The organism is Leptospira yanagawae serovar Saopaulo str. Sao Paulo = ATCC 700523 (genome assembly GCF_000332475.2).
Lineage (GTDB): Bacteria > Spirochaetota > Leptospiria > Leptospirales > Leptospiraceae > Leptospira_A > Leptospira_A yanagawae.
This window is the reverse complement of sequence record NZ_AOGX02000035.1, coordinates 13,976-37,351: the sequence shown is the minus strand read 5'-3', so window position 1 is coordinate 37,351 and position 23,376 is coordinate 13,976. Positions and strand designations below refer to the sequence as shown.

Annotated in this window: 20 protein-coding genes; 6 read left to right on the top strand and 14 right to left on the bottom strand. The window is 39.0% G+C overall.

What is annotated here, in order from left to right; translation table 11 throughout:
* Nucleotides 1-27: 27 nt before the first annotated feature.
* From LEP1GSC202_RS15925 to LEP1GSC202_RS15910, 4 genes are all read right to left on the bottom strand, one after another.
* Nucleotides 28-963, bottom strand: coding sequence for an amidohydrolase family protein (locus tag LEP1GSC202_RS15925; RefSeq protein ID WP_039929283.1), 936 nt, complete (start codon nt 961-963; stop codon nt 28-30).
* 64 nt (nt 964-1,027) lie between these two features.
* Complete coding sequence (locus LEP1GSC202_RS15920; protein WP_015678764.1) at nt 1,028-2,785, bottom strand: acyl-CoA dehydrogenase family protein; 1,758 nt, start codon at nt 2,783-2,785, stop codon at nt 1,028-1,030.
* A gap of 135 nt (nt 2,786-2,920) precedes the next feature.
* Nucleotides 2,921-4,453, bottom strand: coding sequence for a methyl-accepting chemotaxis protein (locus LEP1GSC202_RS15915; protein WP_015678868.1), 1,533 nt, complete (start codon nt 4,451-4,453; stop codon nt 2,921-2,923).
* Nucleotides 4,454-4,517: 64 nt separating this feature from the next.
* Nucleotides 4,518-5,708: an acyltransferase family protein gene (locus tag LEP1GSC202_RS15910; RefSeq protein ID WP_015678796.1), complete on the bottom strand. Its 1,191-nt coding sequence runs from the start codon at nt 5,706-5,708 to the stop codon at nt 4,518-4,520.
* Nucleotides 5,709-5,950: 242 nt separating this feature from the next.
* Between LEP1GSC202_RS15910 and zigA the strand changes: the two genes are divergently transcribed.
* Entirely contained in the window at nt 5,951-7,201 is a 1,251-nt protein-coding gene (gene zigA, locus LEP1GSC202_RS15905) for a zinc metallochaperone GTPase ZigA (protein WP_039929282.1), read from the top strand.
* Nucleotides 7,198-7,728, top strand: a complete 531-nt coding sequence (locus tag LEP1GSC202_RS15900; RefSeq protein ID WP_015678892.1) for a hypothetical protein — start codon at nt 7,198-7,200, stop codon at nt 7,726-7,728. The genes zigA and LEP1GSC202_RS15900 overlap by 4 nt, the downstream gene beginning before the upstream one ends.
* Nucleotides 7,729-7,814: 86 nt before the next feature.
* On the opposite strand, the gene LEP1GSC202_RS15895 is transcribed toward LEP1GSC202_RS15900, so the two are convergent.
* From LEP1GSC202_RS15895 to LEP1GSC202_RS15875, 5 genes are all read right to left on the bottom strand, one after another.
* The gene (locus tag LEP1GSC202_RS15895; protein WP_015678856.1) at nt 7,815-9,377 is read right to left on the bottom strand and encodes a HEAT repeat domain-containing protein; all 1,563 of its coding nucleotides are present in this window, start codon (nt 9,375-9,377) and stop codon (nt 7,815-7,817) included.
* Nucleotides 9,378-9,459: 82 nt separating this feature from the next.
* Nucleotides 9,460-10,137, bottom strand: coding sequence for a hypothetical protein (locus tag LEP1GSC202_RS15890; protein WP_015678778.1), 678 nt, complete (start codon nt 10,135-10,137; stop codon nt 9,460-9,462).
* A gap of 12 nt (nt 10,138-10,149) precedes the next feature.
* Nucleotides 10,150-11,445 carry an SGNH/GDSL hydrolase family protein gene (locus LEP1GSC202_RS15885; RefSeq protein ID WP_015678846.1) on the bottom strand — a complete coding sequence of 432 codons (1,296 nt, stop codon included), beginning with the start codon at nt 11,443-11,445 and terminating at the stop codon, nt 10,150-10,152.
* Between the two features lie 353 nt (nt 11,446-11,798).
* Nucleotides 11,799-12,689, bottom strand: coding sequence for an LBF_1199 family protein (locus tag LEP1GSC202_RS15880; RefSeq protein ID WP_015678806.1), 891 nt, complete (start codon nt 12,687-12,689; stop codon nt 11,799-11,801).
* A gap of 117 nt (nt 12,690-12,806) precedes the next feature.
* A complete protein-coding gene (locus LEP1GSC202_RS15875; protein WP_039929248.1) occupies nt 12,807-14,078 on the bottom strand; it encodes an NHL repeat-containing protein in 1,272 nt (423 codons plus the stop codon).
* A gap of 221 nt (nt 14,079-14,299) precedes the next feature.
* On the opposite strand from LEP1GSC202_RS15875, the gene LEP1GSC202_RS15870 reads away from it, so the two are divergent.
* Together LEP1GSC202_RS15870 and LEP1GSC202_RS15865 are read left to right on the top strand one after the other, a co-directional pair.
* The gene (locus LEP1GSC202_RS15870; protein WP_015678893.1) at nt 14,300-15,802 is read left to right on the top strand and encodes a hypothetical protein; all 1,503 of its coding nucleotides are present in this window, start codon (nt 14,300-14,302) and stop codon (nt 15,800-15,802) included.
* Nucleotides 15,803-15,858: 56 nt separating this feature from the next.
* Nucleotides 15,859-16,572, top strand: a complete 714-nt coding sequence (locus LEP1GSC202_RS15865; RefSeq protein ID WP_015678752.1) for a hypothetical protein — start codon at nt 15,859-15,861, stop codon at nt 16,570-16,572.
* A gap of 45 nt (nt 16,573-16,617) precedes the next feature.
* Here the strand turns inward: LEP1GSC202_RS15865 and LEP1GSC202_RS15860 are convergent, their stop codons facing one another.
* Complete coding sequence (locus LEP1GSC202_RS15860) at nt 16,618-17,088, bottom strand: hypothetical protein (protein ID WP_208597419.1); 471 nt, start codon at nt 17,086-17,088, stop codon at nt 16,618-16,620.
* Between the two features lie 145 nt (nt 17,089-17,233).
* Here LEP1GSC202_RS15860 and LEP1GSC202_RS15855 point away from each other — a divergent pair, with 145 nt between their 5' ends.
* Entirely contained in the window at nt 17,234-18,376 is a 1,143-nt protein-coding gene (locus LEP1GSC202_RS15855; protein WP_156825406.1) for a hypothetical protein, read from the top strand.
* Nucleotides 18,377-18,563: 187 nt separating this feature from the next.
* Here the strand turns inward: LEP1GSC202_RS15855 and LEP1GSC202_RS15850 are convergent, their stop codons facing one another.
* A complete protein-coding gene (locus LEP1GSC202_RS15850; protein ID WP_015678783.1) occupies nt 18,564-19,676 on the bottom strand; it encodes an MBL fold metallo-hydrolase in 1,113 nt (370 codons plus the stop codon).
* A 73-nt stretch (nt 19,677-19,749) separates the two neighbouring features.
* Complete coding sequence (locus tag LEP1GSC202_RS15845; RefSeq protein ID WP_015678830.1) at nt 19,750-20,547, bottom strand: hypothetical protein; 798 nt, start codon at nt 20,545-20,547, stop codon at nt 19,750-19,752.
* A gap of 176 nt (nt 20,548-20,723) precedes the next feature.
* Here LEP1GSC202_RS15845 and LEP1GSC202_RS15840 point away from each other — a divergent pair, with 176 nt between their 5' ends.
* A complete protein-coding gene (locus LEP1GSC202_RS15840) occupies nt 20,724-21,191 on the top strand; it encodes a hypothetical protein (RefSeq protein ID WP_015678887.1) in 468 nt (155 codons plus the stop codon).
* A 68-nt stretch (nt 21,192-21,259) separates the two neighbouring features.
* Here LEP1GSC202_RS15840 and leuD read toward each other — a convergent pair whose 3' ends face one another.
* A complete protein-coding gene (leuD, locus tag LEP1GSC202_RS15835; RefSeq protein WP_015678854.1) occupies nt 21,260-21,886 on the bottom strand; it encodes a 3-isopropylmalate dehydratase small subunit in 627 nt (208 codons plus the stop codon).
* The gene (gene leuC / locus LEP1GSC202_RS15830) at nt 21,883-23,286 is read right to left on the bottom strand and encodes a 3-isopropylmalate dehydratase large subunit (RefSeq protein WP_015678747.1); all 1,404 of its coding nucleotides are present in this window, start codon (nt 23,284-23,286) and stop codon (nt 21,883-21,885) included. The genes leuD and leuC overlap by 4 nt, the downstream gene beginning before the upstream one ends.
* Nucleotides 23,287-23,376: the final 90 nt, after the last annotated feature.

Here is a 23,376-nt window from a genome sequence, read left to right as displayed (position 1 = left end):
CAACGCTGTTGCAAATGCAACCACGTTTCATTTAAAAAATCGGTTTTTTGCGTTTTGGTAGAGGATTTTTTGTTTGGCTTTGTCTGAAATGGGAAGGCGAAGGAGGTTTGCAATGGGGTGGTTTAGGTTGTAAGGGATATTGGGAAAGTCTGACCCAAAGTAAATTTGGTTTTGGTAGGCTTCCAAAATTGGAATGGCAGAATCCACATCTTCCACTTTGCCCGTCGCAAGAAAGTCAACAAAAACCATTGTTGTATCCAATGCTAAATTTGGAAAATCACCAAGTAACGCAGCATATGCGGAGATTTCGTGGGCTCCCATATGCGCCACAATCACATGTAACTTAGGATAAGATTCAATGAAGGGTTTGAAAAATTGAATCCCTGTGAATTCTCCAGGAAGTGGAGCCGTACCAGTATGGATCACAATGGGAATTTCCTTTTTTTCTAAATAAGTAAAACAATCACCGAGTTCTGGATCATTTAAATTGAGTTTAGAAACTTCACAATGGAGTTTGAATCCCAAAAACCCGTATTCTTCCACCGCACGTTTTACATACCGAAGTACACCCTCTTCTGGATAAAATGTACCAAAAGGAATGGCTCCTTCCCAGTTTTTAAAATTGGCAAAGGTCCAATCATTTAAAGATTCTGCCATATTCTTTTTGTGTGCATAATTTAAAGTGGTGAAGTGTTTGATGCCATTATGGTGCAATCGATTCACTCGTTCCGATTCCGGTAACCTGTAGCCTATGGCCCAGTTCACATTGTCAAACCATCGCCAAATTAACTTCATGATGGTTTCAGGAAAAAAATGAGTGTGGATATCAAAAATGGATGGGATACCCAAATCAGAAATTTGTTTTAAATGTTCTGGAGATTCGGCATCGGTAATGGGTGGGAAACTTTTGCCCCTCCAAGAAAAAGGAGAGGCAATCCGAATGTCGGAAAGATTGGCTGAAATACCATCCCGAACTTCCCCCGCAAAACAAGCGTAACAGGGAAGTAAGGTATGGTCTAAAGACTCGTTATGCAGTGACTGGAGTTTTTTTCTTTCCACGAATTTTGGTTAGGTTTGAAGCAAGAATGGCTGCACTATCCAAAATATAACTTTCGGTGATTGACTTTCGGTGTGCCCTTCTTTCCACTTTTGACCTTCCAATACTCCTTTCGAGTAACAAACTATTGTGGAAACGCGCTGCAGACTCAACCACTTCAAACGCTAACTCTTCACGTAGCGGAGTGGAATCGATTTCCGCATATTCCGCCACAACTGTTTCGAATTGTTTGAAAAGATCGTTTAACTCGGAAGAAGAAACAAACCCAGCCATTTCCGATTTTAAGTATTCTCGGTAAATTCCCGTTTCCGTCATACCCGAAACAATCCCACCAATACAAGCGACTGTTTGGAGTTGTGTGGTACCTTCATAGATATTCGTGATCCTTACATCTCGATACAAACGAGCCACATCATAATCCTCAGTATAACCAGAACCTCCATGGATTTGGAGTGCATCATATGCCACTAAGTTTGCCATTTCAGTAATGTAGTATTTGGAAAGTGGGGTGAAAAGAGAGGCAAGTTTTTCCCATTTTTTGAAAGACTCATCTTTTTTGATGTCTTTCTCGGAAATTCCTTTCATCTTCCCTCGTTCTTCTTTCCAACGGTATTGGTCTACAGCAAAACTTGCTTCGTATAAAATGCAACGCATCGCTGCCACTTCACGTTCCATTCGTTCCAACATTTTTTTTACAGCTGTGATATTACTGATTGTTTTTCCAAATTGCACTCGTTCTTCTGCATACTTCTTACCTTCGAAGTAAGCTGCCGTTGCAATCCCCATGGCTTGCGCTGCAATGTTGAGACGAGCTTGGTTCATCATCGCCATCGAATATTTCACAAGGCCTTTTCCTTCTTCCCCGATGAGAATGCCTGGAGAGTTTTCAAATACCACTTCACAAGTGGGAGAACAATGGAGGCCCATTTTCTTTTCAATGGATGCTACAAATACATCTTTTGAATGCACTAAAAAGAATGAAAGTCCTCTTGCCCCACTTGTTGTGGAACCAGTTCGTGCTAAGGTTAAGATGATGGAAGGTGCATTTCCAAACCCACATGCGTGAGTGATGAATCGTTTCGTTCCTGTGATTTTCCAAACACCATCGTCCCCTTTTACTGCTTTCGTTTGTAAATTGGGAAGGTCTGAACCGTAATTTGGTTCGGTAAGTGCCATAGCCCCACAGAGTTCACCTGCTGCCATCTTGGGAACATACTCATGGATCATCTCCTCTGTTCCAAATCGTTCTACAGTTTCTGCGAGGTTCATACATCCAAGAGTGATGGCAAGGGATCCATCACCTCGCGATACACATTCAGATAACATCGATTGTACGACCGAAGGAAGTCCTAACCCACCGTAATGTCTATGGATCCCATACGGTAATAAACCGGCAGACTTAATTTTTTCAACCACGTCTAACATCGGTTTTGGGAAACCAACTTGTCCGTCTTTGTATTTAAGCCCTTCTTCGTCCATTTGTTTTGCAATTTGTGAAATATCGTTTCCTGCAATGTCCCCACCTGCTTCTAAGGTAGAACGATAAAATTCGATGGCATCTTCATAATTTCCAGGAGCAAAGGTAAGTTCTTCTTTTCCCGATTTTTGGTATTCGGCAAAATCTTCAAATCCTTGTTCGTATTGGTCGATGACCGCATTCCAAGGAGTGAGGGAATCGAAATGATCAATTAGGTCATCGTTATCATTAAAATAGTTATTAGATATCATACAATTTTTGGCTCCAGACCAAGACTTTCTCTCAAGGTTGAATTGGCACAAAAGAATTACAAATAATTTTCCCCGTCTCAATCCTGAACGGAATTCTCTATCGTTAAGTTAATGGTGTTAACCAAGGATTTTGGATCAACGAATTCTGTTTGCGAGAACTTGTATGTCCTCAATGTGGTCTGCCAGAACCCGCGTATTTTCTGCCACCACTTGGACTGCATCTTCAATGTTTTGGGCAGCACGCATCACTTCCTGGTTACCAATAGACTGTTCCTTTGCGATGGTTTCCAATTGGGAGGAGATATCCTTTAACTGCTTTTGGGATTCCACAACTCGAGCATTTAACTTCTGCATATCGATGATTTTTTCATTAAAATTGATGACTTTGGCTTGGATATTCAACATTCCCTTTTCTTGGTTAGCTGCAAGAGTTGTCGCTTCTTTTGCTGATCCATTCCCTTTGATGAGATCTGATTTCGATTTTAAAATGGTTTTGGAAATGATGCTAGCATTTGATGCGGAATTTTCCGCCAACTTCGCCACTTCTTGTGCAACAACAGCAAAACCCCGACCATGTTCTCCAGCCCTTGCAGCCTCAATCGAAGCATTTAACGCAAGTAAGTTGGTTTGGTCAGCAATTTCTTTCATAATTTGGTTTACATCTTCTACTTTCTGAAAACTTGAACTTACTTCCGAAAGTACATTGTTTAAGTTTTCCATAGAATTTGTGACCAAATTGCTAAATTTGGAAGATTCTTTGATTTGATTGGAAATTTGTTCTATTTCGTTTCTGACTGATCCAACAATTCTTTCCAATGTCTGACTTTCTTCATTTAAAGATTCAATCCTCGAGTATTGGTCTTTTACAAATTGGAATGAATTTTCTGTGGACTGTGCAATTTCTGTAAGAGAAGCAGAAATCTCCTCAATGGATGCAGCTTGATTTTGAACAAGACCATTCAAATCATCGGTAAACACCTTTAAGGCGGCAACTGATTGGTTTAAATTTTCACCAGTTTCAATCATCGCTTCTTTTTGTTCCGATACAATTTTGGAATGGGAATCAGCTTCTTTTTTTCCTTCCACTGCCTCTTCCCGAATTGCGATGAGCAAACCAACCATTTTACTCATAAAGTAAGTTGCCAAAATCAAAAAGACAACCTTTACGATTTCAATGGGCAGAGAAACAGAATGAGCCAACGTATGCACATCATTTCGATCAACAAAACTCACACCTTCTCGAAAGGAAAAGACAAGGGAACCAATATGTACAATGATGAGTAAACACCCAATCACAATCGTTCTTTTGCTAGAAAACAAAAATCCCGAATATAAAATCACAAAAAAACAAATGGTATAATTGATCCCAGACTTAAGAGCAGCCGCAGCCAAATCCAAAGTAATCAGTGATTGGCCCCAAGTCGAAATTCCAACTAGGATTACATCACCCACCACAAACCAAAAAGGATAAGGATTAATCTTCTTTCGAAACAAATACAATTGAACAAAGGCAAGAGCCCCGTATAACACCGTTGTTGTGACCATCACCAACAATTGATCCTTTCGAATGGATCCCAAACTTCCAAGAATCCCCAATACATAAATTCCAAATAGAATCAATCGAATGGTGTTGATGGTTTTAGCAGATCGTAATGTATATTCGTCCATATCGTTCTCTTTTTATTTTTTTGTCAAAATACGATTAGAATCATCAAGGGATTTGGCTTTTGCACTATCCCACTTTTTTCTGAGCCAAAATTCGATTCCTTAGTGCTAAAAATGGTTTTTCAGTCAAAAGGTAATAAAAATAGGCATATCCTAAGATCATCACTCCAATTGGAATCGTCCAAAGAAAAATTTCATAATAATGGATTTTATGGTAACCAATGAATTTCTTAGAAAGGTATCCTAACAAAAGCAAATGAATGATATAAGCACAATAGGATAACTTCGCAACGGGAGAAAACACAGGAATGGATAAAACCTTACTTGTCCAAGTCTTTTCATCAAATGTTTTGATTAAAACCACAGACCAAGCAATCGATGCGACAAAAAATCGAAACACACAAGTAAACAACTCAGGCCTGTCTTCAGTTGTGAAAAACATGATCGAAAACAAACTTGATATCGAAAGCAGGACGGCATACGGAGAATATTTGTTCTTTAAAAACCGATTGATCCATTCTGGAAAATAAATTTGTACTGCGGCGATCAAAACTCCCAAAAACAATCCATCCATCCTGGAATGAAAAGGATAATAAAAAGCTCCCGTATAAGTTCCAAAATTTAGGTTTTCAGGGTTAATCATAGAAAAATGAACATAACGCATGATTGTTGGTAAAATCACTAATGTAGAAAGTGAAATCAAAATCTGTTTTGGTTGTTTCAATTTTAAAATCAGAAACAATAAAATTGGTAAAAGAATGTAAAATTTTTCTTCAACACTGAGAGACCATCCATGGATCATAATCCCTGCAAAATAATCACTCATATAAGTGTAATCCCAAATGACTCTGTGGACTAGTTGAGCTGATTCAGTTCTTACAAGTTCGTCAGTCGCATGTTTAGAAAGTTGATAAATAAAGATAAATTGAAAGGTTAAAAATATGTAATAAGGAGGAAAAATTCGTAACACACGTTTTGTGAGAAAGTTTCCATAATTGATCACATTTGTTTTGATTTTTTCTTTAAGGAGTTGACCACCAATGAGATATCCACTCAATACGAAAAAAGCATCCATACAAAGGGAACCATTGTTTAAAAAGTTTTCGATCCATACATTGGATTCGTAAAATCCAAAATATTTGTAAGGACGAAACATATGAGTGTAGATCACCATAAAAAAAGCGATCCCGCGGATTCCATTGAGACCCTTCAATTCGAGGGGATTGGTTTTAAAAACAGAAAATAAATAATCTTTCATGAACTAATCTTGCAGTCATTAGGAAACCAAACTCACTACCTACGGTCACTTTATTTTTTCACCCAAGGTAAAATTTACTAAGAACTCCCTGTTTTCAATGGAATTCTCTCCCCAAGTACGATCAATGCCACAAGCCCGCTGACAGGTTCAGAACATTTTTTTGCAACAACGTTGCATTTGTATTTGACAAAATTGTCCTTCCTTTAGTAAATGCAACTGAATTGCGTAAAACAGGTGCCAAAATGGACAAAAAAATTCCAGTAACAGTCTTATCCGGATTCCTCGGCGCGGGGAAAACGACCCTTCTCAATCATGTCTTATCCAACCGAGAGGGTTTGCGTGTCGCCGTCATTGTAAATGACATGAGTGAAGTGAATATCGATGCGAAACTGGTTGCAAACGGGGCAAGTCTTAGCAGAACCAATGAATCACTCGTCGAAATGTCGAATGGTTGTATCTGTTGTACGCTCCGAGAAGATTTACTCATTGAAATCACTAAGTTAGCCAAAGAAAACCGTTTTGACTACATTCTCATTGAATCCACTGGAATCTCCGAACCGTTACCAATTGCAGAAACTTTTACGTTCGAAGATGAAGAAGGCATTAGCCTAAAAGACTTGGTAACATTAGATTCGATGATCACAGTTGTCGATGCTGTTAATTTTTTAAAAGACTTTGAAAGCGTAGATTCACTAAAAGAACGTGAGTTAGGTGCCGGTGAAGAAGATGATCGGGATTTAGTGGACTTACTTGTGGATCAAGTAGAATTTAGTAATACGATTGTTGTCAATAAAATCAGCCTTCTATCAGAATCCAAAAAAAATAAATTACTCACAATTTTACGCTCCTTAAATGCAGAAGCTGAAATCATTACCACTGACTATGGAAAGGTTCCCTTAGATAAAGTATTCCATACTGGTAAGTTTGATTTTGAAAAGGCAAGCAGTTCCCCTCTTTGGTTAAAAGAACTAAAGGGAGAACATGTCCCTGAAACTGAGGAATATGGAATCAAAAGTTTTGTTTATGGAAACAGAAGGCCCATGCATCCAAAACGATTTTACGATTGGTTAGATTCGGAAAAACCAGGCCTAGTCCGAGCCAAGGGATTTGTATGGCTCGCAAGCAAAATGGATTGGGTTTTACTCTATTCCCAAGCAGGAAATCTTTCTTCTTATAAACCAGAGGGGTATTGGTGGGCAAGTATCGCTGAAGAGGACATTCCAGATGAACCTGAAGTCATTGAAAATTTAAAACAAAATTGGATGGAACCTTGGGGGGATCGTCGGCAAGAAATCGTTCTCATTGGCCGTGATATGAACGAAAAAAATATCCGAACATCTCTTGATCAATGCCTACTAACCGAGGATGAGTATGAAAAAGGCCCAGAGTATTGGGAAACCTTAGAAGATCCATTTCCAAATTGGGATGAAATGATCTCTTCGTCCGAAGGAGAAGAAAAAGTTGAATCTGATTCGGAGATGGTATCAAAATGAAAGTTTTTTTAGGAGATATGCCAGTGGAACTCACTGGCAAACGTCCAAAACTGGGAGACCGTATCCCAGGGAAATTTGATTTTAAACCTGCACTGAATACAAGTAATAAGTTTCCAAACTTAAACCAAGTAAAGGGACTTGTATTTGTTTCGACACTGCCAAATGTAAAATCCTTTGCTTGCTCTACACAAGTTTTGGATTTAGAAGAAGAGATCAAAAAAAGAAAACTTCCAGCTAAAATTTTCCATTTTGCTTCTTGTGGGAAGGACTCTTGGTTTGAAATTAAAAAACTCCATCCAAATATAAAAGCAAAAGGATACTCATTGCAAAATTGCAATACGGAAGAAGTTTCTGAATTCAAAAATTCATTAGGGGTTGGTGTTTCTCATTCACATCGTTTGGCACATGGTTTGTTTGCCTTTTACGATGGCAGAATCATAGCAAGCTACATACCTAAACAACAATACGGAGTTCCGAATATCAAACGGTTTTTAAACCGAATCGAAAGGCGATTTGAATCCATATGATCCAAATAATGGATGCATTCACAAATCGCCTGAGGTCCTATTGAATCCTCGTATATTTTTAAGGATAGACTCAGTTTAAGTTGAATTTAAGGATTATCCTTCACCCATAGATTCCATTCCTTAGCAGATCGAAATTTTTGACCAGTAATCGAAGTCAACGCATAATAACTTAACTTACGTTTTTCGGCATCTTCCCCATTTGCCAATTCAAGTAATAATGGAATCGACTTTTTATCTTTTCGTTTGGCTACCTCTTCCATGGCAGGGCGATACACTTCTGCATTTTTAGAACGCGTTGCATCTTCGAGAACCAATCGCGCTTCTTCGGTTTTGATAAGTGCCACGGTGGATAAAATCTGCGGTGCCATTTTAGGCCTGTCAGAGAGAAGTAATTTTAATTTTGGTAAACTACTTGGGTCTGCAATAGAACCCAATGCTTCAAGAACATAAACCATTAATTTTGCATCCCCTTTCTCTAATGCGAGGATGAGATCCGGAACCGATTCCTTTGCCCCCATCACGCCAAGTGCCCAAGCAGATCCGTAAGGACCTTCTTTCTCACCAGACAATAATACCTTCCTTAAGATAGGAACAGAACTTGGATCTCCTATCCAACCCAGTGCTTCGGCAAAATGATCCCTATCTGGTGTATTTGGTTTTAAGAGTAATTCCTCCAAACGATTTTTACCTTCTTTGTATTTTTGCTTGCCAATGATTTTTGCTGCATAACCCCAGTTCATTGTTTCATTAGAATTTAAGATACCAAAGGCTAATTTTCCTGCTTCTTTTGACGGGATAGAACAAAGCACATCAGTCGCATAAAGTTTGGATTCTATATTCTCTCCTTTTAAGACAGAAAACACTTTTGGGATTACTGTAGGATTTCCAATTTCAATGAGAGCTAACGAAGCATTTTCTTTCCCTTTATCAAAAGGCAGAGTTAAAGCTTGGATCAAAACTTCATTCGCATGTTTTGCTTTGATCCTTCCCAAAGCTAAATAAGAGGCAGCAAGTGTAGGTGAATCATCTTGGACTTTCGTTAAGTTTAATAAATAGTTTTCCCCAGAAGAGATTTTTAATTTTCCAATGACCATGGCAAAAGTTTTATCTTTTTCTCTATCTTTGTTTTTGGTAGCCATTGCTAAAATCTGAGAACCAACAGAATTGGCACCAATTTGCACCAGAGTATCTACGGTTTGCAATCGTATGGTTGGATTTTCTGAATCTAACAAAGGATAAATGCGATTGGAAACACTAGGGTCTTTCATACGTGTGAGAGCATCCAAATAAACATCCTTTGGATTTTCTGTATCCGACCACATCAAATTGGCAATTTTGGATGACGAAATTTTGTCCTTTAAATCTCCGAGGGCAATGGCTGCACCCGCTCGAAGCCCAGGATCTTTGTCTGATAATAATTGCCTGAGGAGTGGAACTGCTTTAGAAACTCCACGATTTCCCAATTGAATGGCAGCTTGGCCTTTATCAAAATTGGAACCTGATTCCAAGGTTTGTAATAAAACATCATTGGAAAGTTCTTCTTCCATTGGCAAAACCTCTTTTGTCTCAGGTTCGTTTGGTCCACCAAAACAATTTTGAATTAAGGTAAATAATAAGATGATGATGATGAATTTTTGTATGAGGTACATAGAACTATAGAATGGAAAAGGAGATGGAATGTAAAACCAAAAGTTATCGATGGAAGATAACCTTTGGTTTGTATTGATACGTTTAGGTGTTAGGAACTTGGTTCCTTACATCTTTTAAGCTCGCGAGTTCTTTTTTCCAAAGTTGTAAATCTTTTTCGGCAGAACTTTTCACATCTCCACTTGGTTTTTTATTTTCTAACCAATATTCAACCATTTGGATGCGTGATTCTAACTCATTGATCTTAAAATCAAAATATGCTTTTTGCACTTTTGGAGAAGGACGTTCTCCAACATTTGGTTCTTCTGCACTCGGTTTATCAGACCATTTTTCTTTGGATACACTTGCAGAAAAACTTGCATCCATGGCTGTAAAAGAATCCAACATTTCCAGTTGTTCCTTTTCTTGGTTTTCCGTTAAGGGAGTACGAATCTCACGAGGAATGTAAAAATTGTTTGGGTATTTTGCCGCAAAATCTCTCCACTCCTCTTTGATTTCTTCTTTCCGATTTGGTTTTTTCTCAAGAGCAAACGGCCATAGGACTTCTGCTTGTGCCAATTCCAATTCTTCTGGATTGGGAGCATCGGCAAATTCCGGATCATCAAATAGGGAATTAGCGTGTTTTTCTGAACTACCAAAATTGGTGTCTGTCACAACTTGGTTTTCATTCGATTTTGTTCCAGACATCTTCCAAAGGGTGATGCAAAACAATACGAGGAAAAAACCACATACAGAAAGGATACCTATCAACCGTTTATTCATTCTTTTATCCTCTTACGTAAAGATAGAAACTACCCAAGAAATGGCCTGACCGAAAATATTCTCTGTTAAGAATTTTTTCAAATCAACTGGATTTCTATTGAGTGAATCATAATACCAAGCAGTGTATTCACTCACTTGTGGGATTGAGAATCCGTAACGAGTGTTAATTGCCTTAATCAATTCGTTAGCAAATAATGAGTGGCCATACATATTTGGGTGAACACCATCTAAACCAAACACACCAGGTTGGTTAGGGAGTGGCCAATTTGCTCTTGCATTTCCTGGAGACCAACCAGATGCACTTCGAATAGGCCTTCCATTTTCTTTTAAGTCATCAAAGATCACACGTAAATCAGCCACTGCAAAACGCATTGTAGCTCCTTGTGCTTTGATTTCATTGTTTAACATATTCAAGAAATTGGAAATCGTAGCCACTTCATTGGCATCAAGAACTTGGTTTGGATCAGACACTGAATTGCGAAAGAATGCCTTGAGTCCGGAATAGTTCGCTCTTCCATTTGGGTCTCGATAATTTTCCAGAAAAGCAATCGCTGTTACATTTGGAACGGTAAACAATACACCACCTTTTAAACTTCCCATAGCAGCCATTCTACGGAAAAATTCACGAATGTCTCGTTTGAAACGTGCTTCATCCAAACAATCAGTAGAAGTATGAAGTGCAGTACAAAGAACATGATTCGCACCAGCGGAACCAAAAAGGAATGTAGGTTTTACTTTTTCCATCACTTGGGCTTGTGTACCAGCATCTCGCAGTCCAAATCGGTGGAACTTATCTGGTTCTTGGCAATCTGCCACTGTGATCCAACGGTATGTGTACCAATACCATTTTGCCCAGTACCATTCTTTCACTTGTTTGGTAGCAGTGATGTCTTCACATTTACCAGAAGTTTTGAGAACGGTTGTGTACTCAGCACCTGTAATACCGGCATGTGACGGTAAGGAAACAGTGGAGGCATTTCCACCAATGATGCTTTCTGCGATACAAAACACACCGCAGTCCCATTTGAGTACATCCTCTAAATTGACAAAAGGCCCTTTTAAAACATTGTACGATACAGAAGCACCTGCTTGTTTGGAAACAAGTACTGGGTACGCCCAATCTTGTGTTTTCTTTTCAACAGTCACTCCGAAGAACCCTTGGCTCAAGGAATCCCCGATGACCCCAACTTTTTGGAACATTTCACTTTGTGTTTGGGCTGACAATGAGCCAGCAAACAACAAAACGAGCACCAATCCGAATGCTTTTTTTGTGTTCATATTTCCTCCCAATCGGAACATTTTCAACATATTTTGAACAATTACGACATTTTGGTGTCTTTTTGAACGAGTGTCAAATAATTTATTTCCGAACCATTGCAATTTTTTGAACTTAGTTCAATTTTATAGAAGATGTTAGGACAGAGCCTCTTTCTAGGTCATGATTCTAGGGACAAATCGGAGATCATTTTCGGTTTCAGAGTCGCATTGTTGTGGATTCAAGGACATTTCGGTCTGTAAGAATCGAATGCAATGGACCAATTCAGATACAAAACAGTAGGGATTGGGTTTGGGAGTGTCTTTGTTTTACGTTAGGCAACAAAGGGAATGAGAAGGAAATGAGAAGCGAAGGAAACAAAGGAATTCTAAGATCGAAACCGAAGTCAAAAATACTTCCCTACTTTGTCGTAATTCCCAAGGGCAGAGAGCACGGTTGTTTCTTCCCAACTGTCCAGGATCACTCCATTGCCTTTCAAATACACAAGCACATCAGAACGGTCTTGGGCCTGCACTTTCACAAGTTCTTTTAAAACGAGGGACAAACGGTAGGAATCACGTTTGTTAGGTGCGAGACTCTTTTCCTTAGTGAGATCATACTTCTCTTTTAATTCTTGGCAAAAGGTTTCCCAAACATGGATTGCAGTTAAGATCGACTCAAGGCGGATACGGTTTTCTTTTTCCTTTCCAGTGGTATCTTCGTTTGATTGTTTTCCAGAAACCATCATCATCCGTAAGTAATAGTACAATGTGTGGCTATTCAAAAGGATCTTACGGATTTCGTTTTCTCGTAAGTTAGAAAAAATCCCAAGTAAGGTTTGCATCGTCATATTTTTTTCTTCTAAGAGATCAAAGTATGCCTCCCATGTTTGTGGGTCCAAATTGGAAAGCAGGTGGATCTTGAGGGTGGGATCTCTGTCCATCTCCTCACCGAGAGAAAGGATACGCAAACTTTGGCTCGAGCCAAACAATTGACGGATTTGCAAAAAATAAGAATTCGAATCAAATTGGTCTAATAAAAATTGTTTCCCATAACCGAAGTAAATGAATTTCATAAGAAGGTCAGGTTTGATGTTCTCATCATTTAGAAATTTTTTCGTGGCATCTTCAGAACGAAGTAACCATAGATATTCAAAAACCAAATCACAAAACTCGTGATCTTCTAACATGTGATTGGCGAGAGACCTGAGATCTTCCCCTTTTTCAATGGAAAGAAAAAACGATAAAAGTTCGTTAGGAGATGCATTTTTCCAAAACTGAGATGCCTTCCATCGCATCCTCAATTTGTAAAGGGCAAAACCAAGTATGTCAATGTTAATTTCAAAATGCGATATAAGTGAAGTAAATCATGAGAATCGATTTTCATATCCAATTCCATTGGATTCGCATATTCTTTAATAACTATTCCAATAACTACTTTGGATGAGTGAGTTGCAAATATTTCCTTTGGCACCAGGATTGATCACCAATACATCGTCTTCCGTATGGGGGATTGTGTATATTTTTCCGTTAGGTGCTAAAACACCGTCACCCCATTTGTTGAAGGAAGCATATCCCGAATTAACAACAGATGTTAAAAGTGTATCCGGGTCAATTGTCACAATGTTTTCATTATCAGCAGGGATCGTATAAATTTTTCCATCGGGTGCCAATATTCCACCTCTCCACCTACCAGTGGTTGATCCACCAACTGCTGGAACAGGAAAATAAGTAACAGAATCATTATTCGGATCCAAAACTAAAAAATTGGGAGCATCAGCAGCCATCGCAAATAATTTCCCATTCGGTGCAAGAACCCCATGCCTCCATTTGATTAGTTCCTCTGATGTTGGAATGAGGTAACTCCTTTCTGAAAAGGGATCCAGGGCCAAGATCGAATTTGAGACAAGAGGAAAGGCGTAAATTTTGCCATTCGGTGCCAAGATTCCACCTTCCCACATATTGGTCTCTGCCAAAGGTGAGGCAATGGTCCGCACCGTATCCGTTTTTGGATCAATCACAAGGATTTGGTTTGCTGCCATAGGGATTCCATAAATCAATCCATTGGGTGCAAGGATTCCCCCTCTCCATTTATTACCACCTGTTAGCGGAGAATCAATCGTATATGTTTTGTTAGCCTCTAGATCAATGACTAAGATCTTATTTGCGTTTCTTGGTATTCCATATACCTTTCCATTGGGAGCAAGGACACCTCCTTCCCATTTACCTGATCCACTCAAACCTGTAGATAAAAAGGAAGTTTCATTGGTGAAAGGATCAATGAGTAAGATATCCGATTGTTCAAAAGGCATAGAGACAATCTTTCCCTTTGGTGTGAGGACCCCACCAAGCCACTTCGCGGAACCTGTCACCGTTGTGGTTAAATTACCAATCACAAGACCATCTGTCCCAAGGGCCGCTTGCTTTCGAAGTTCGGCTTGCACGTATTTCCATCGCCTCGGCTGGATCACGGATAAAATGTCCATTTCACAGATGGATTTGTTCGGAGCGACCGAGCCGCAGTACTCGCGGTCATCATCATTTAAAATGCGTGCGAGATAAAATGTACGGTAAGATTCGGAACTTGGATCACAGCCATTTTCTAATTGGGCTTGGTTACAAGAAGTAAGAAGAACGTGGTTACAAAGTATGATGGAAAGGAAGAGCTTACGAAAATGGGACTTCAACTGGGGATGACTCTACATGGAAAACTTCATTTGCCATCGGAAATTGTCAAACGAAAGAAATTTCTTAAGGAAATCCATAGGAAAACTACCAAGGACTGATTCGAACCTATGCCAATTTGTTTGGTAATTTTTTGACAAACCCATTTATTTTCAATACATACCTTAGAAAATAGCAGTTGTCAGGGGAAGGCGATTTGCACTAGGATTGGAAAGGCATTCCCATGAAGCGAATTTGGCAAACCACCGTTCTTCTTGTCCTTTTCCCGATTTTCTTTTTCTGCAAACCGGCAGAACTTTCCAATACCTGTGACCCAAAATCGGATGCCTATCTAACAGCAACTTTTCTTCGTTTCCTTACCAATGATTCTTCACCATCTTGTTTGCCTGGATTTTCAAAACTGCCCCTTCAAATTTGGGGGGTTTATAGCGATTCTCCTGCCAATGTGGATGTAAAAGCAATGGCAATTTACGACAACAAACTCTATTTAGGTGGGACATTTAAATTTTTTGGACCAAACACTGGTGGTGCCGCTATTCTCAGTTCCACCGACGGCACGATTTTGGATGAAACCGTCTGCCCTTATTTGGAAGTCTTAACCTTTAGCAATGTTGCCATCTCGGACGAAAACGGAGGGTTCTACTTAGCAGGGAGTTTTACCCATGTCCAAGGCAAACCAAAACGTAGCATCGTTCATATCAATGCAAACTGTTCCCTCGATACAAAATTTGATGTAGGAACAGGGTCCGCTGGATTTACCATCAATGACATTCAATTGGTAGGTGATAAAATTTATATTGCAGGAAGTTTTACGATTTGGAATGGAGAGGCTAGATCTAACCTAGCAGCTGTCAATCGGTATACGGGAGCATTGGACAATACTTGGGTACCGAATGCTTCAGGATCGGTAAGCGCACTTGCCCCAGATACTGATGGAATTTTTGTCGCAGGTGGATTTACAACATTAAATGCAGATCCCTTATTTGGACGATTGGCAAAGATCAGCTATGACACGGGAGCATTGGTATCAAGTTTTGCACCTAATGTGACAGGTGTTTCTGTGCAAAGGATTGTCCTCGGCCAAGATGCAAATGATAATAAGGTTTTGTATGCGGGAGGGGATTTTATAACAGTGTCTCCAACCTATGCAGGATCCTTCCTTATGGACGGAAGCCAAACAAGTTGGAACCCAGCACCTAACGGGTCAGTGACGGACATTGCTTTACTAGGATCTAAAGTCTACCTGAGTGGGACATTTTCTCTTATGGGTGCATCCGTACGCAATTACTTTGCTGTCGTTGACAATAACACAGGAAGTGTTGGAACTGAAAATTTGGGGCTGATTGCAAGTGATAGTGTGGCTTCTCTCACTGAGTTTGGGGGAAAATTGTATGTGTTGGGAACGTTTACATCCATATTTGGGACTCCACGACAATTTGGATTTTCGATTGATCCCATTAACGCCATTCTTACTCCTTGGAATCCAAAATTTACCAATAGTTTCTCATCCAATACAGGAAAAATAGCCTTCTCTTCCGATGGATCGAAGGTATTAGTTCCTGGAAATTTTTACTCGGTAAATGTAGTCGAACGGAATGGGTTTGGATCCATTGATCTCATTACGGAAAACCTACGGACTTCAATCCACAACTTGTGGGAAACATCAATGCATTCCATACCAAAGACAAAATTTTATATGTTGGGGGCGCATTCAGTTCCGTGTTAAGTGTCTCGAGAACCAATTTTTTTGCCTTAAATCTCGACTCATTAACCCTCGAAGGAATGGCTCCCACCTTTGATGCGAGTCTCAATGATATCCAATCAGATGATAACTACCTGTATCTGGGTGGAACATTTTCCAACGTAGCTGGTTTCCCTCGAAATAATTTATCTCGTTTAGAAATGAAATCTGGTAATGTAGATTCTTGGAATCCCAATCCTGATGCCGCGGTGTTTTCCCTGAACGCTTCCAATGATCGATTGTTTGTTGGTGGTTCTTTTTCCAATATTGCTGGCTCTGCGACTCCAAATCTAACTGAAGTTAGCCGAAACTCTACTTTGAATTTATTATTCCCATCGAATACGAACTTTCCCAATGCCAATGTAAACAAAATCACAAACTTTCAAAATCAGTATTACATTGGTGGCGCATTTACTTCTATTGGCGCACAAGCCTCTCCATTTTTTGCTAAGTTTGATGGCCTAACAGGAACCTATACCTACAACTTAATCACCGCAGACAGTGATGTATCCACCATCTCTGTTGGAGAAAATGGAAAAGGGATCATTGGTGGAAATTTTACGACGATGAATGGTGTTGCCAAAGCAGGATTTGCGTTTTATGATTTTAACAATGACCAAGTGTTTGGTTTGGATCTTCCCTCCACAGGAAATGTAAGTCGATCCTTCTCCATAGAAAATCGCCATTTTATCAGCGGAAAAATCACACAAGTGGGGAATCGACCAAAGGGTGGTTATGTGATATTGGATCTATGAATCGATCCAATATCTAAAAAATAAAAAGAAAGATACTTTAGTTCACTAAAAATAATACCTTCCCGCCAACGCAAGGCCTACATCTGCTCCATTTTTTCCAGTTACAAAAACTTGCATATACACTTCACCTGACAACTCAAACCGCCTATCCTGTGTTAAAAAACTCAGACCAAGTGGAGCCCGAATGCCCAACGAAGGTTCGTAACTACGATCCCGAAATAAATTTCCTAAACCTCTCCCTCGACCAGAATTCCCATCTGCATTTCGTTCTTGGTAAACCCCACCTCCACCCACATACAGACTCAAAGAAGGACTGAGTTCCATGATATTGTGAAGGTAAACCACATGCAAATGTGCCTTTCCATTTCCAATTGTTCCCAAACCCAAACTGCCTTCAACAGCAGACTTTTGGTTTAGAATGTATTTTCCACTGATCCCAGTTGGGCCAAATAATGTTAAACCTAATCCAAATTTTCCAGAACTTCCAGCAGACGAATCTGCAAAAACTGAAATCATAGGAAAGAGAAGAATCAAACAAGTCACCTTAGAATATTTCATATTGAATTGATTGAAATTTTAGAAATTCTATTGCCAAGAAAAAAAATATCTTGTAAGCCATTCAAACTTACTTATATTCATGATCCTTAATCCAGGAGGATACATGTTGTACCAAATTCTGATACCAATTCTCATCCTATTCTTAACGACCAGCTGTAAAAAGGAAATCGCTTACGTAGCCGATCCAATCGACCTAAATGTATCCACGGAAGACCGAAGTGAAACTCTAAGTTATTTTCCCTTCCGAACCCAAGTCGAATTATTAGGTAAAACCGAACCTGATCCCAATAATCCAAAATCAATTTATGAAAAAATTCGAGTGGTTGTTGATCCGATAGAAGGCAAAAAAATGGATGGTTGGGCCCACCAAGATGGTTTAGCCAAAACAGAAACGGAATTAGTAGAAAAAGCATTCTTAAATGCAATCACTTCGTATGAAGCAAACTCAAAACGATACTTCACCAATGCGGTTTTGCACCTGATGAATTCTTTATGGCTAGCTTCTTCCAAATACGAGTTTAATTCTTCATTTTTTGATGATGAATTGATTCGCCAGGCAAAAGAATCCAAGTCATATGGTGGCCCCAAAGAAATGGATTTTTGTAAAACAAAATTAATGTTGGATTTCTATTTTACAAAACAAGGATATTCTGATAAACGAAAGTATTCAAAACAATTTTGTGAAGAAACTGCGTTCACAACCCAAAGGAGATTATTTACATACTTTAATGAGTCGGTAGAAAGTATCACCGGTAACCCATTTTTAGTCTCAACCGAATATGGATTTCATTCAGTGAATACCAGTGTCTTACAAGATCTATTCAAAAGGATGTATAGAAAACCTGACCAAACAATCTTCGGTTTCAAATATTCTGAACTCTACAAAAAGGGAGTCAAACCAGAGATGAACCGGTTCATGGAAGGCCTTTCCTTATTGGAAACTATCCCTGACGCAAAGGAATTTGAAGAATGGTTTAAGAAAAAAGCAAAAGATACAAAAGACAAAGAGGAAATCTCTGCCGATTTAAGTTATCTTGCGTTTCAAAAAGAAAAAGCAGAAGTATCTGGTTCCTCTTTTGATTCCAATTCTGAACTGATAAAACATTGGGACACAATAGGTTCTTCTTTTGTGATGAGAAGAAAAATCGATGGAAGTTGGAATACAATTAGAAAACTTCTAAAACAGATATTAACTGATTATGACCCAGACCTTATCAAAAAACATACAAAAGTTTTAGGAGACTAAAACGATTGTTTTGATCCATACAGTTCCCGGCACTCCTCCACAAGCTAACATAAAAACCAAAAGGTTTCCATTTGCACTGAATAAGTGATTGGTAGTTTGTGGGGTCTGATCTTTGTTAGATGCTTTGGTTGCTACATGCGATTGCTCTCGCGCATTTCCTATCCCTCTTGCAAATTCAACGTTTCCATCAATCCCTTTGGATGAATTTTTTCCACCATCGTTCCATGAGATTGGGTTCTCTCAGTTTCACCAATTGACCAAATTTCGGTGTGAGTAAATCAATTTGGTAACGTTCCGATTCCTTTTCCAAGGATTCAGCAGGTTCATACCAACTATGCAAAGACAAATCAAACATTCCCCAATGGACAGGCACAAGTCGTTTTCCCTTTAGATCAATATGTGCTTTGGCAGTTTGTTCAGGCAAAACATGAACAGCTTCCCACATTGGATTGTATTGTCCATTTTCAATAAATGTTAAGTCAAACGGCCCAAACTTTTCTCCAATGTCTTTGAAGTGCACATCATAACCTGAGTCACCACTAAAATAAAATCGTTCTTTTTCCCCGATCACAGTCCAAGAAGACCAAAGGGTTTTGTTACCATTCAGTCCACTTCGTCCTGAAAAATGTTGTGCTGGTGTGCAAACCAATTTCAGTTTTCCAATTTCAACACTTTGCCACCAATCAAGCTCCGTTAGTCGGTCCTCTCCAATCCCCCATTCTCTTAAATGGGAAATGACACCTAAAGGCGTTATGAATTTTGTCGATTTCAATTTAAAAAATTCAATGGTCGGTAAGTCAAGATGGTCATAATGATCATGGGAGATGATGATGTAGTCTATATCTGGTAATTCTTCCAATTTCACGACAGCATCCTGGAATCGTTTCACCATAAAACTAAATGGTGCCGCAGATTCAGAAAATACAGGATCAAATAAAAGCAGTTTTCCTTCGATATTGACCAAAAACGTGGAATGACCAAACCAAATGAATTTGATACTCTCATTTGGTTTTAGAAACTCCTTAAAATCAGGTCTTTCCTCAGGCAATTTTATATCTGGTCTTCGGTGTTTATCTCCACCAAACAAAAACTTGGTGAGAATGGAAAAAAAACTTTGGTTCTCTCTCATTTTTTCTAAGATATCAGGGCGTCGGTTGACGAACTGTTCGCGAGAATTGTCGAAGTGAGAGGATGTTTTGATTTTTTCTAAATGGTCACCAGTTGGGTCTTTTCCAAAAGCCTTACACTGCAAAATCAGGAATACAAATAAACAGATAAAATAGATTGGCAAGGATCTCAAACACCTTCCTCCAGGAATGGAATCTTAGTTTAGACTAAAAAAATTCTGAAAGAAGGTAAATCGGGAGATCATTTCAATTCTCAATCAATTTTAATTTTTCTTTTGCCTTTGTATGCCAGAACCCTTCTTTTTGCATTTCTATGATCGATCGTAAAAATTTGATTTCGGCGGACTTTTGATTTTTACCGTATTTCAAATCAAATATTTCCTTTTCTCGATCTGGATCAATTTTTCGATGATAAAACTCTGAATCATCTAAGATTTGATTGAATTCTATTGTAAAATTACCTTTGTTTGAAAAGAGTGAAGTCGAACCAGGTACCGCCTTGGTTTTGATAGTATAAATTCCTAAAAATACAATTTCACCGGGTTTTCCCTTTATTTTTAAAGTATTGTAGCTTTTAAATGGATTTAATCGGGAATTCATCGAAATCGTACATCGTTCGCCGCAACCCCTAGTCCATTTCAGTTCACGGATCAAATACTCTTTGTTGCCATCTAATACATTAGGGTTGTACATCGAATTCTTAGAAGAGTATGAATAGGATACGTATGTTTTTTCCTCTTCTTCAAAATAATAAAATCCCAACTTCGTAGACCCACCTTTAAATATACTTTTCGCTTCATCCATCTCTTGGATTTCATAAATATCAATATTATCACCATTCAATGACTGAAGTGAAATGAAACTACTAGCGATTAAAATATCTGTCCTTTCGGTCTCATCGAATAACAAAAAGCCAACCAATGTTTTTACTTGTTCGTCCTTTGAATCTCTCGGATCAAACAAACGTTCCGTGGTTGATTTACACGAAAAACTGAATAATAAGACGAATAAAAAGCTAAGACACTGAAGAGAAATGGAAAACATTGTGTTATCAGAGAAAAAACAATTGAACTTGTCAACAAAAAATAACTTGTCATTAGGTGGTGATTATTGAAAATTTGCAAATGCGTTTCAATACTCTACTTTATTTCACTATTCTAATACCTTTATTCAATTGTATATCTTTCGCTAATAATTTGTCGGAAGTGGATGAATCTTTTATGAAACAACTAAAAGAAAATCCTTCTGCAAAATCCATCACCATATATCCACCTTCTACGATCAATCACCCACAAATCGTTGTTACCGATGCAAAACGAATTCAGCAAGCCTTTGAAGAATCTGGTTATTTTAAATCAGTGAAACTGGGAAATAAAGAAGACGAAATTTATGCTTTGGTTTTTTATACACGAAACGCAGATACAGGCAAAGGCCCACTCATCACAGGTCTAAGTCTTGGCATCCTACCCGGGATTGGTCACGATATAATCTCCACAGAAATTACCTTTCGAAACAATGAAACAGGTAAGGCCAAAACATATGCAAGAGAATCCCATATCAGAATTTATATGGGGTGGATCTTTTTGCCACTTTGGCCTTTATTCCCTGAAACTCCTGAATTGAAAAAAATTGTGGTCCACCATGTCCACTCCATATTAAAAGAAGCAAAGTTAGATGGAGTGATCTAGAGGGATTAAGATTAGAGATTAGGTTCCGTGTGATGTTTAACCTCGGAACCATTCCAAACTTCCGGTCCTTACCAACAAACTTCCAAAAACGTTTTTTCCATTTTCCGTTTCTGTTCGAATTCAAAGATCTCTCTTTCATTTTTTAGAGTGATGTCTATATCATCCCAACCATTACGGATTCGATTCACCGATGCAGAATCCAAATGGAAGGAAAATGTTTTGTTCCCAACAGATACTTCTAAGGATTGCAAATTGATCTTAATTTCAGATCCAGGTTTTTGTTGAATCCATTCCATTGTCCAATGGATTTCTTCTGCTTTCAAACGAACAAGAGCGATCCCATTCTTTGCAGAATTAATGGCAAAGATATCAGCGAATGATGGGGCAAGTATTGCTCGGAAACCAAAATCGGAAAGAGCCCAAGGTGCATGTTCCCGACTCGAACCACAGCCAAAATTTTTTCCCGCAATCAAAACACTAGCGTTTTGGTATCCTATCTGATTTAGAATAAAGTCTGGATTGACCACTTTTCCTTCCTCATCCAAATACCGCCAATCATGGAATAAATGGTTCCCAAATCCTTTTTTATCGATGAGTTTCATAAATTGTTTGGGTAGGATTTGGTCCGTATCAATATCTTCTCTTGGGATTGCTACGGCTACACCTGTATGGATTGTCCAATTTTGTCTCATCATGCCAATTTCCTCACATCTACAAATTTTCCGTACACTGCTGCCGCAGCTGCCATCGGTGGACTGACCAAATGAGTCCTTCCCCCTCTTCCTTGCCTTCCTTCAAAGTTTCGATTCGAAGTAGAGGCACACCTTTCCCCCGGTTTTAAAACATCGTCGTTCATTGCGAGGCAAAGCGAACAACCAGGCTCCCGCCATTCGAATCCAGCCTCTTTAAAAATTTGATCCAATCCTTCTGATTCAGCCTGCCGTTTCACAGCCCCAGAACCTGGGACTACCAAAGCCTGCACCCTTGGATGGACTTTTTTTCCTTTGGCAACATGAGCTGCAGAACGTAAGTCTTCTATCCTTGCATTCGTGCACGAACCGATAAATACCTTATCGATCTGAATCTCAGAAATGGGTGCCCCAGGTTGTAAACCCATGTATGCCAAGGCATTCCTCGCAGTTTCTCTTTCCCGTTGGTCTTGGAATCCATCAGGATTTGGGATCACCCCATCAATGGACAAAGACTGTGAAGGATTGGTGCCCCAAGTGACCTGAGGTTCTATATTAGAAATATCGAATTCAAAGGTTTTATCAAAAATGGCATCTTCATCCGTGAATAATGTTTTCCAATATTCAATTGCTTTCAGAAAACCTTCTCCCTTAGGGATCAGTTTTTTATCTTTTAAATAATCAAATGTGATTTGGTCTGGAGCGATAAGACTTGCCCTCGCTCCGGCCTCAATGCTCATATTACAAATAGTCATTCTCCCTTCCATGGAAAGGGAACGAATCCAATCACCTGTGTATTCAATTGTGTACCCTCTTCCTCCAGAAGTTCCCATCTTTCCAATTAGTGCGAGTACGACATCTTTTGCTGTGATTCCAAATCCAGGTTTGCCGACAAAGCGAACAGACATTGATTTTGTTTTAGCCTGTTTGAGAGTTTGTGTTGCGAGGACATGTTCCACTTCGCTAGTCCCGATTCCAAAAGCCAAAGCACCAAAGGCTCCATGAGTCGCTGTATGAGAATCACCGCATACAATCACAGATCCTGGAATTGTGAATCCTAACTCAGGACCAATTACATGTACAATCCCTTGATCGGGATCTTCTGGACCAAGTAAATAAATTCCAAAATCTTTGCAGTTTTTCTCCATTGTATCAATCTGCAAACGTGAGATAGGCCCTGCGGCATCCCTGTTTTTACGATCTTTTGTGGAAACATTATGATCCACAACTCCTAAGGTAAGATCCTTTCTCCTCACATCTCGCTTCTTAGATCTTAAACCTTCAAAGGCTTGCGCAGATGTCACTTCATGTAGGATATGCCGGTCCACAAATAAAATGGATTCAGAATCTTCACTCTCTACTATCTGATGACTTTCCCAAATTTTGTCATATAGAGTCTTTCCCATATATTCCTCTTGGAATTAAGAGTATCAAATAAATGAATATAACGCAAATAAATTGGTTTTATATAACTTATAACAAAATGTTATATGTCA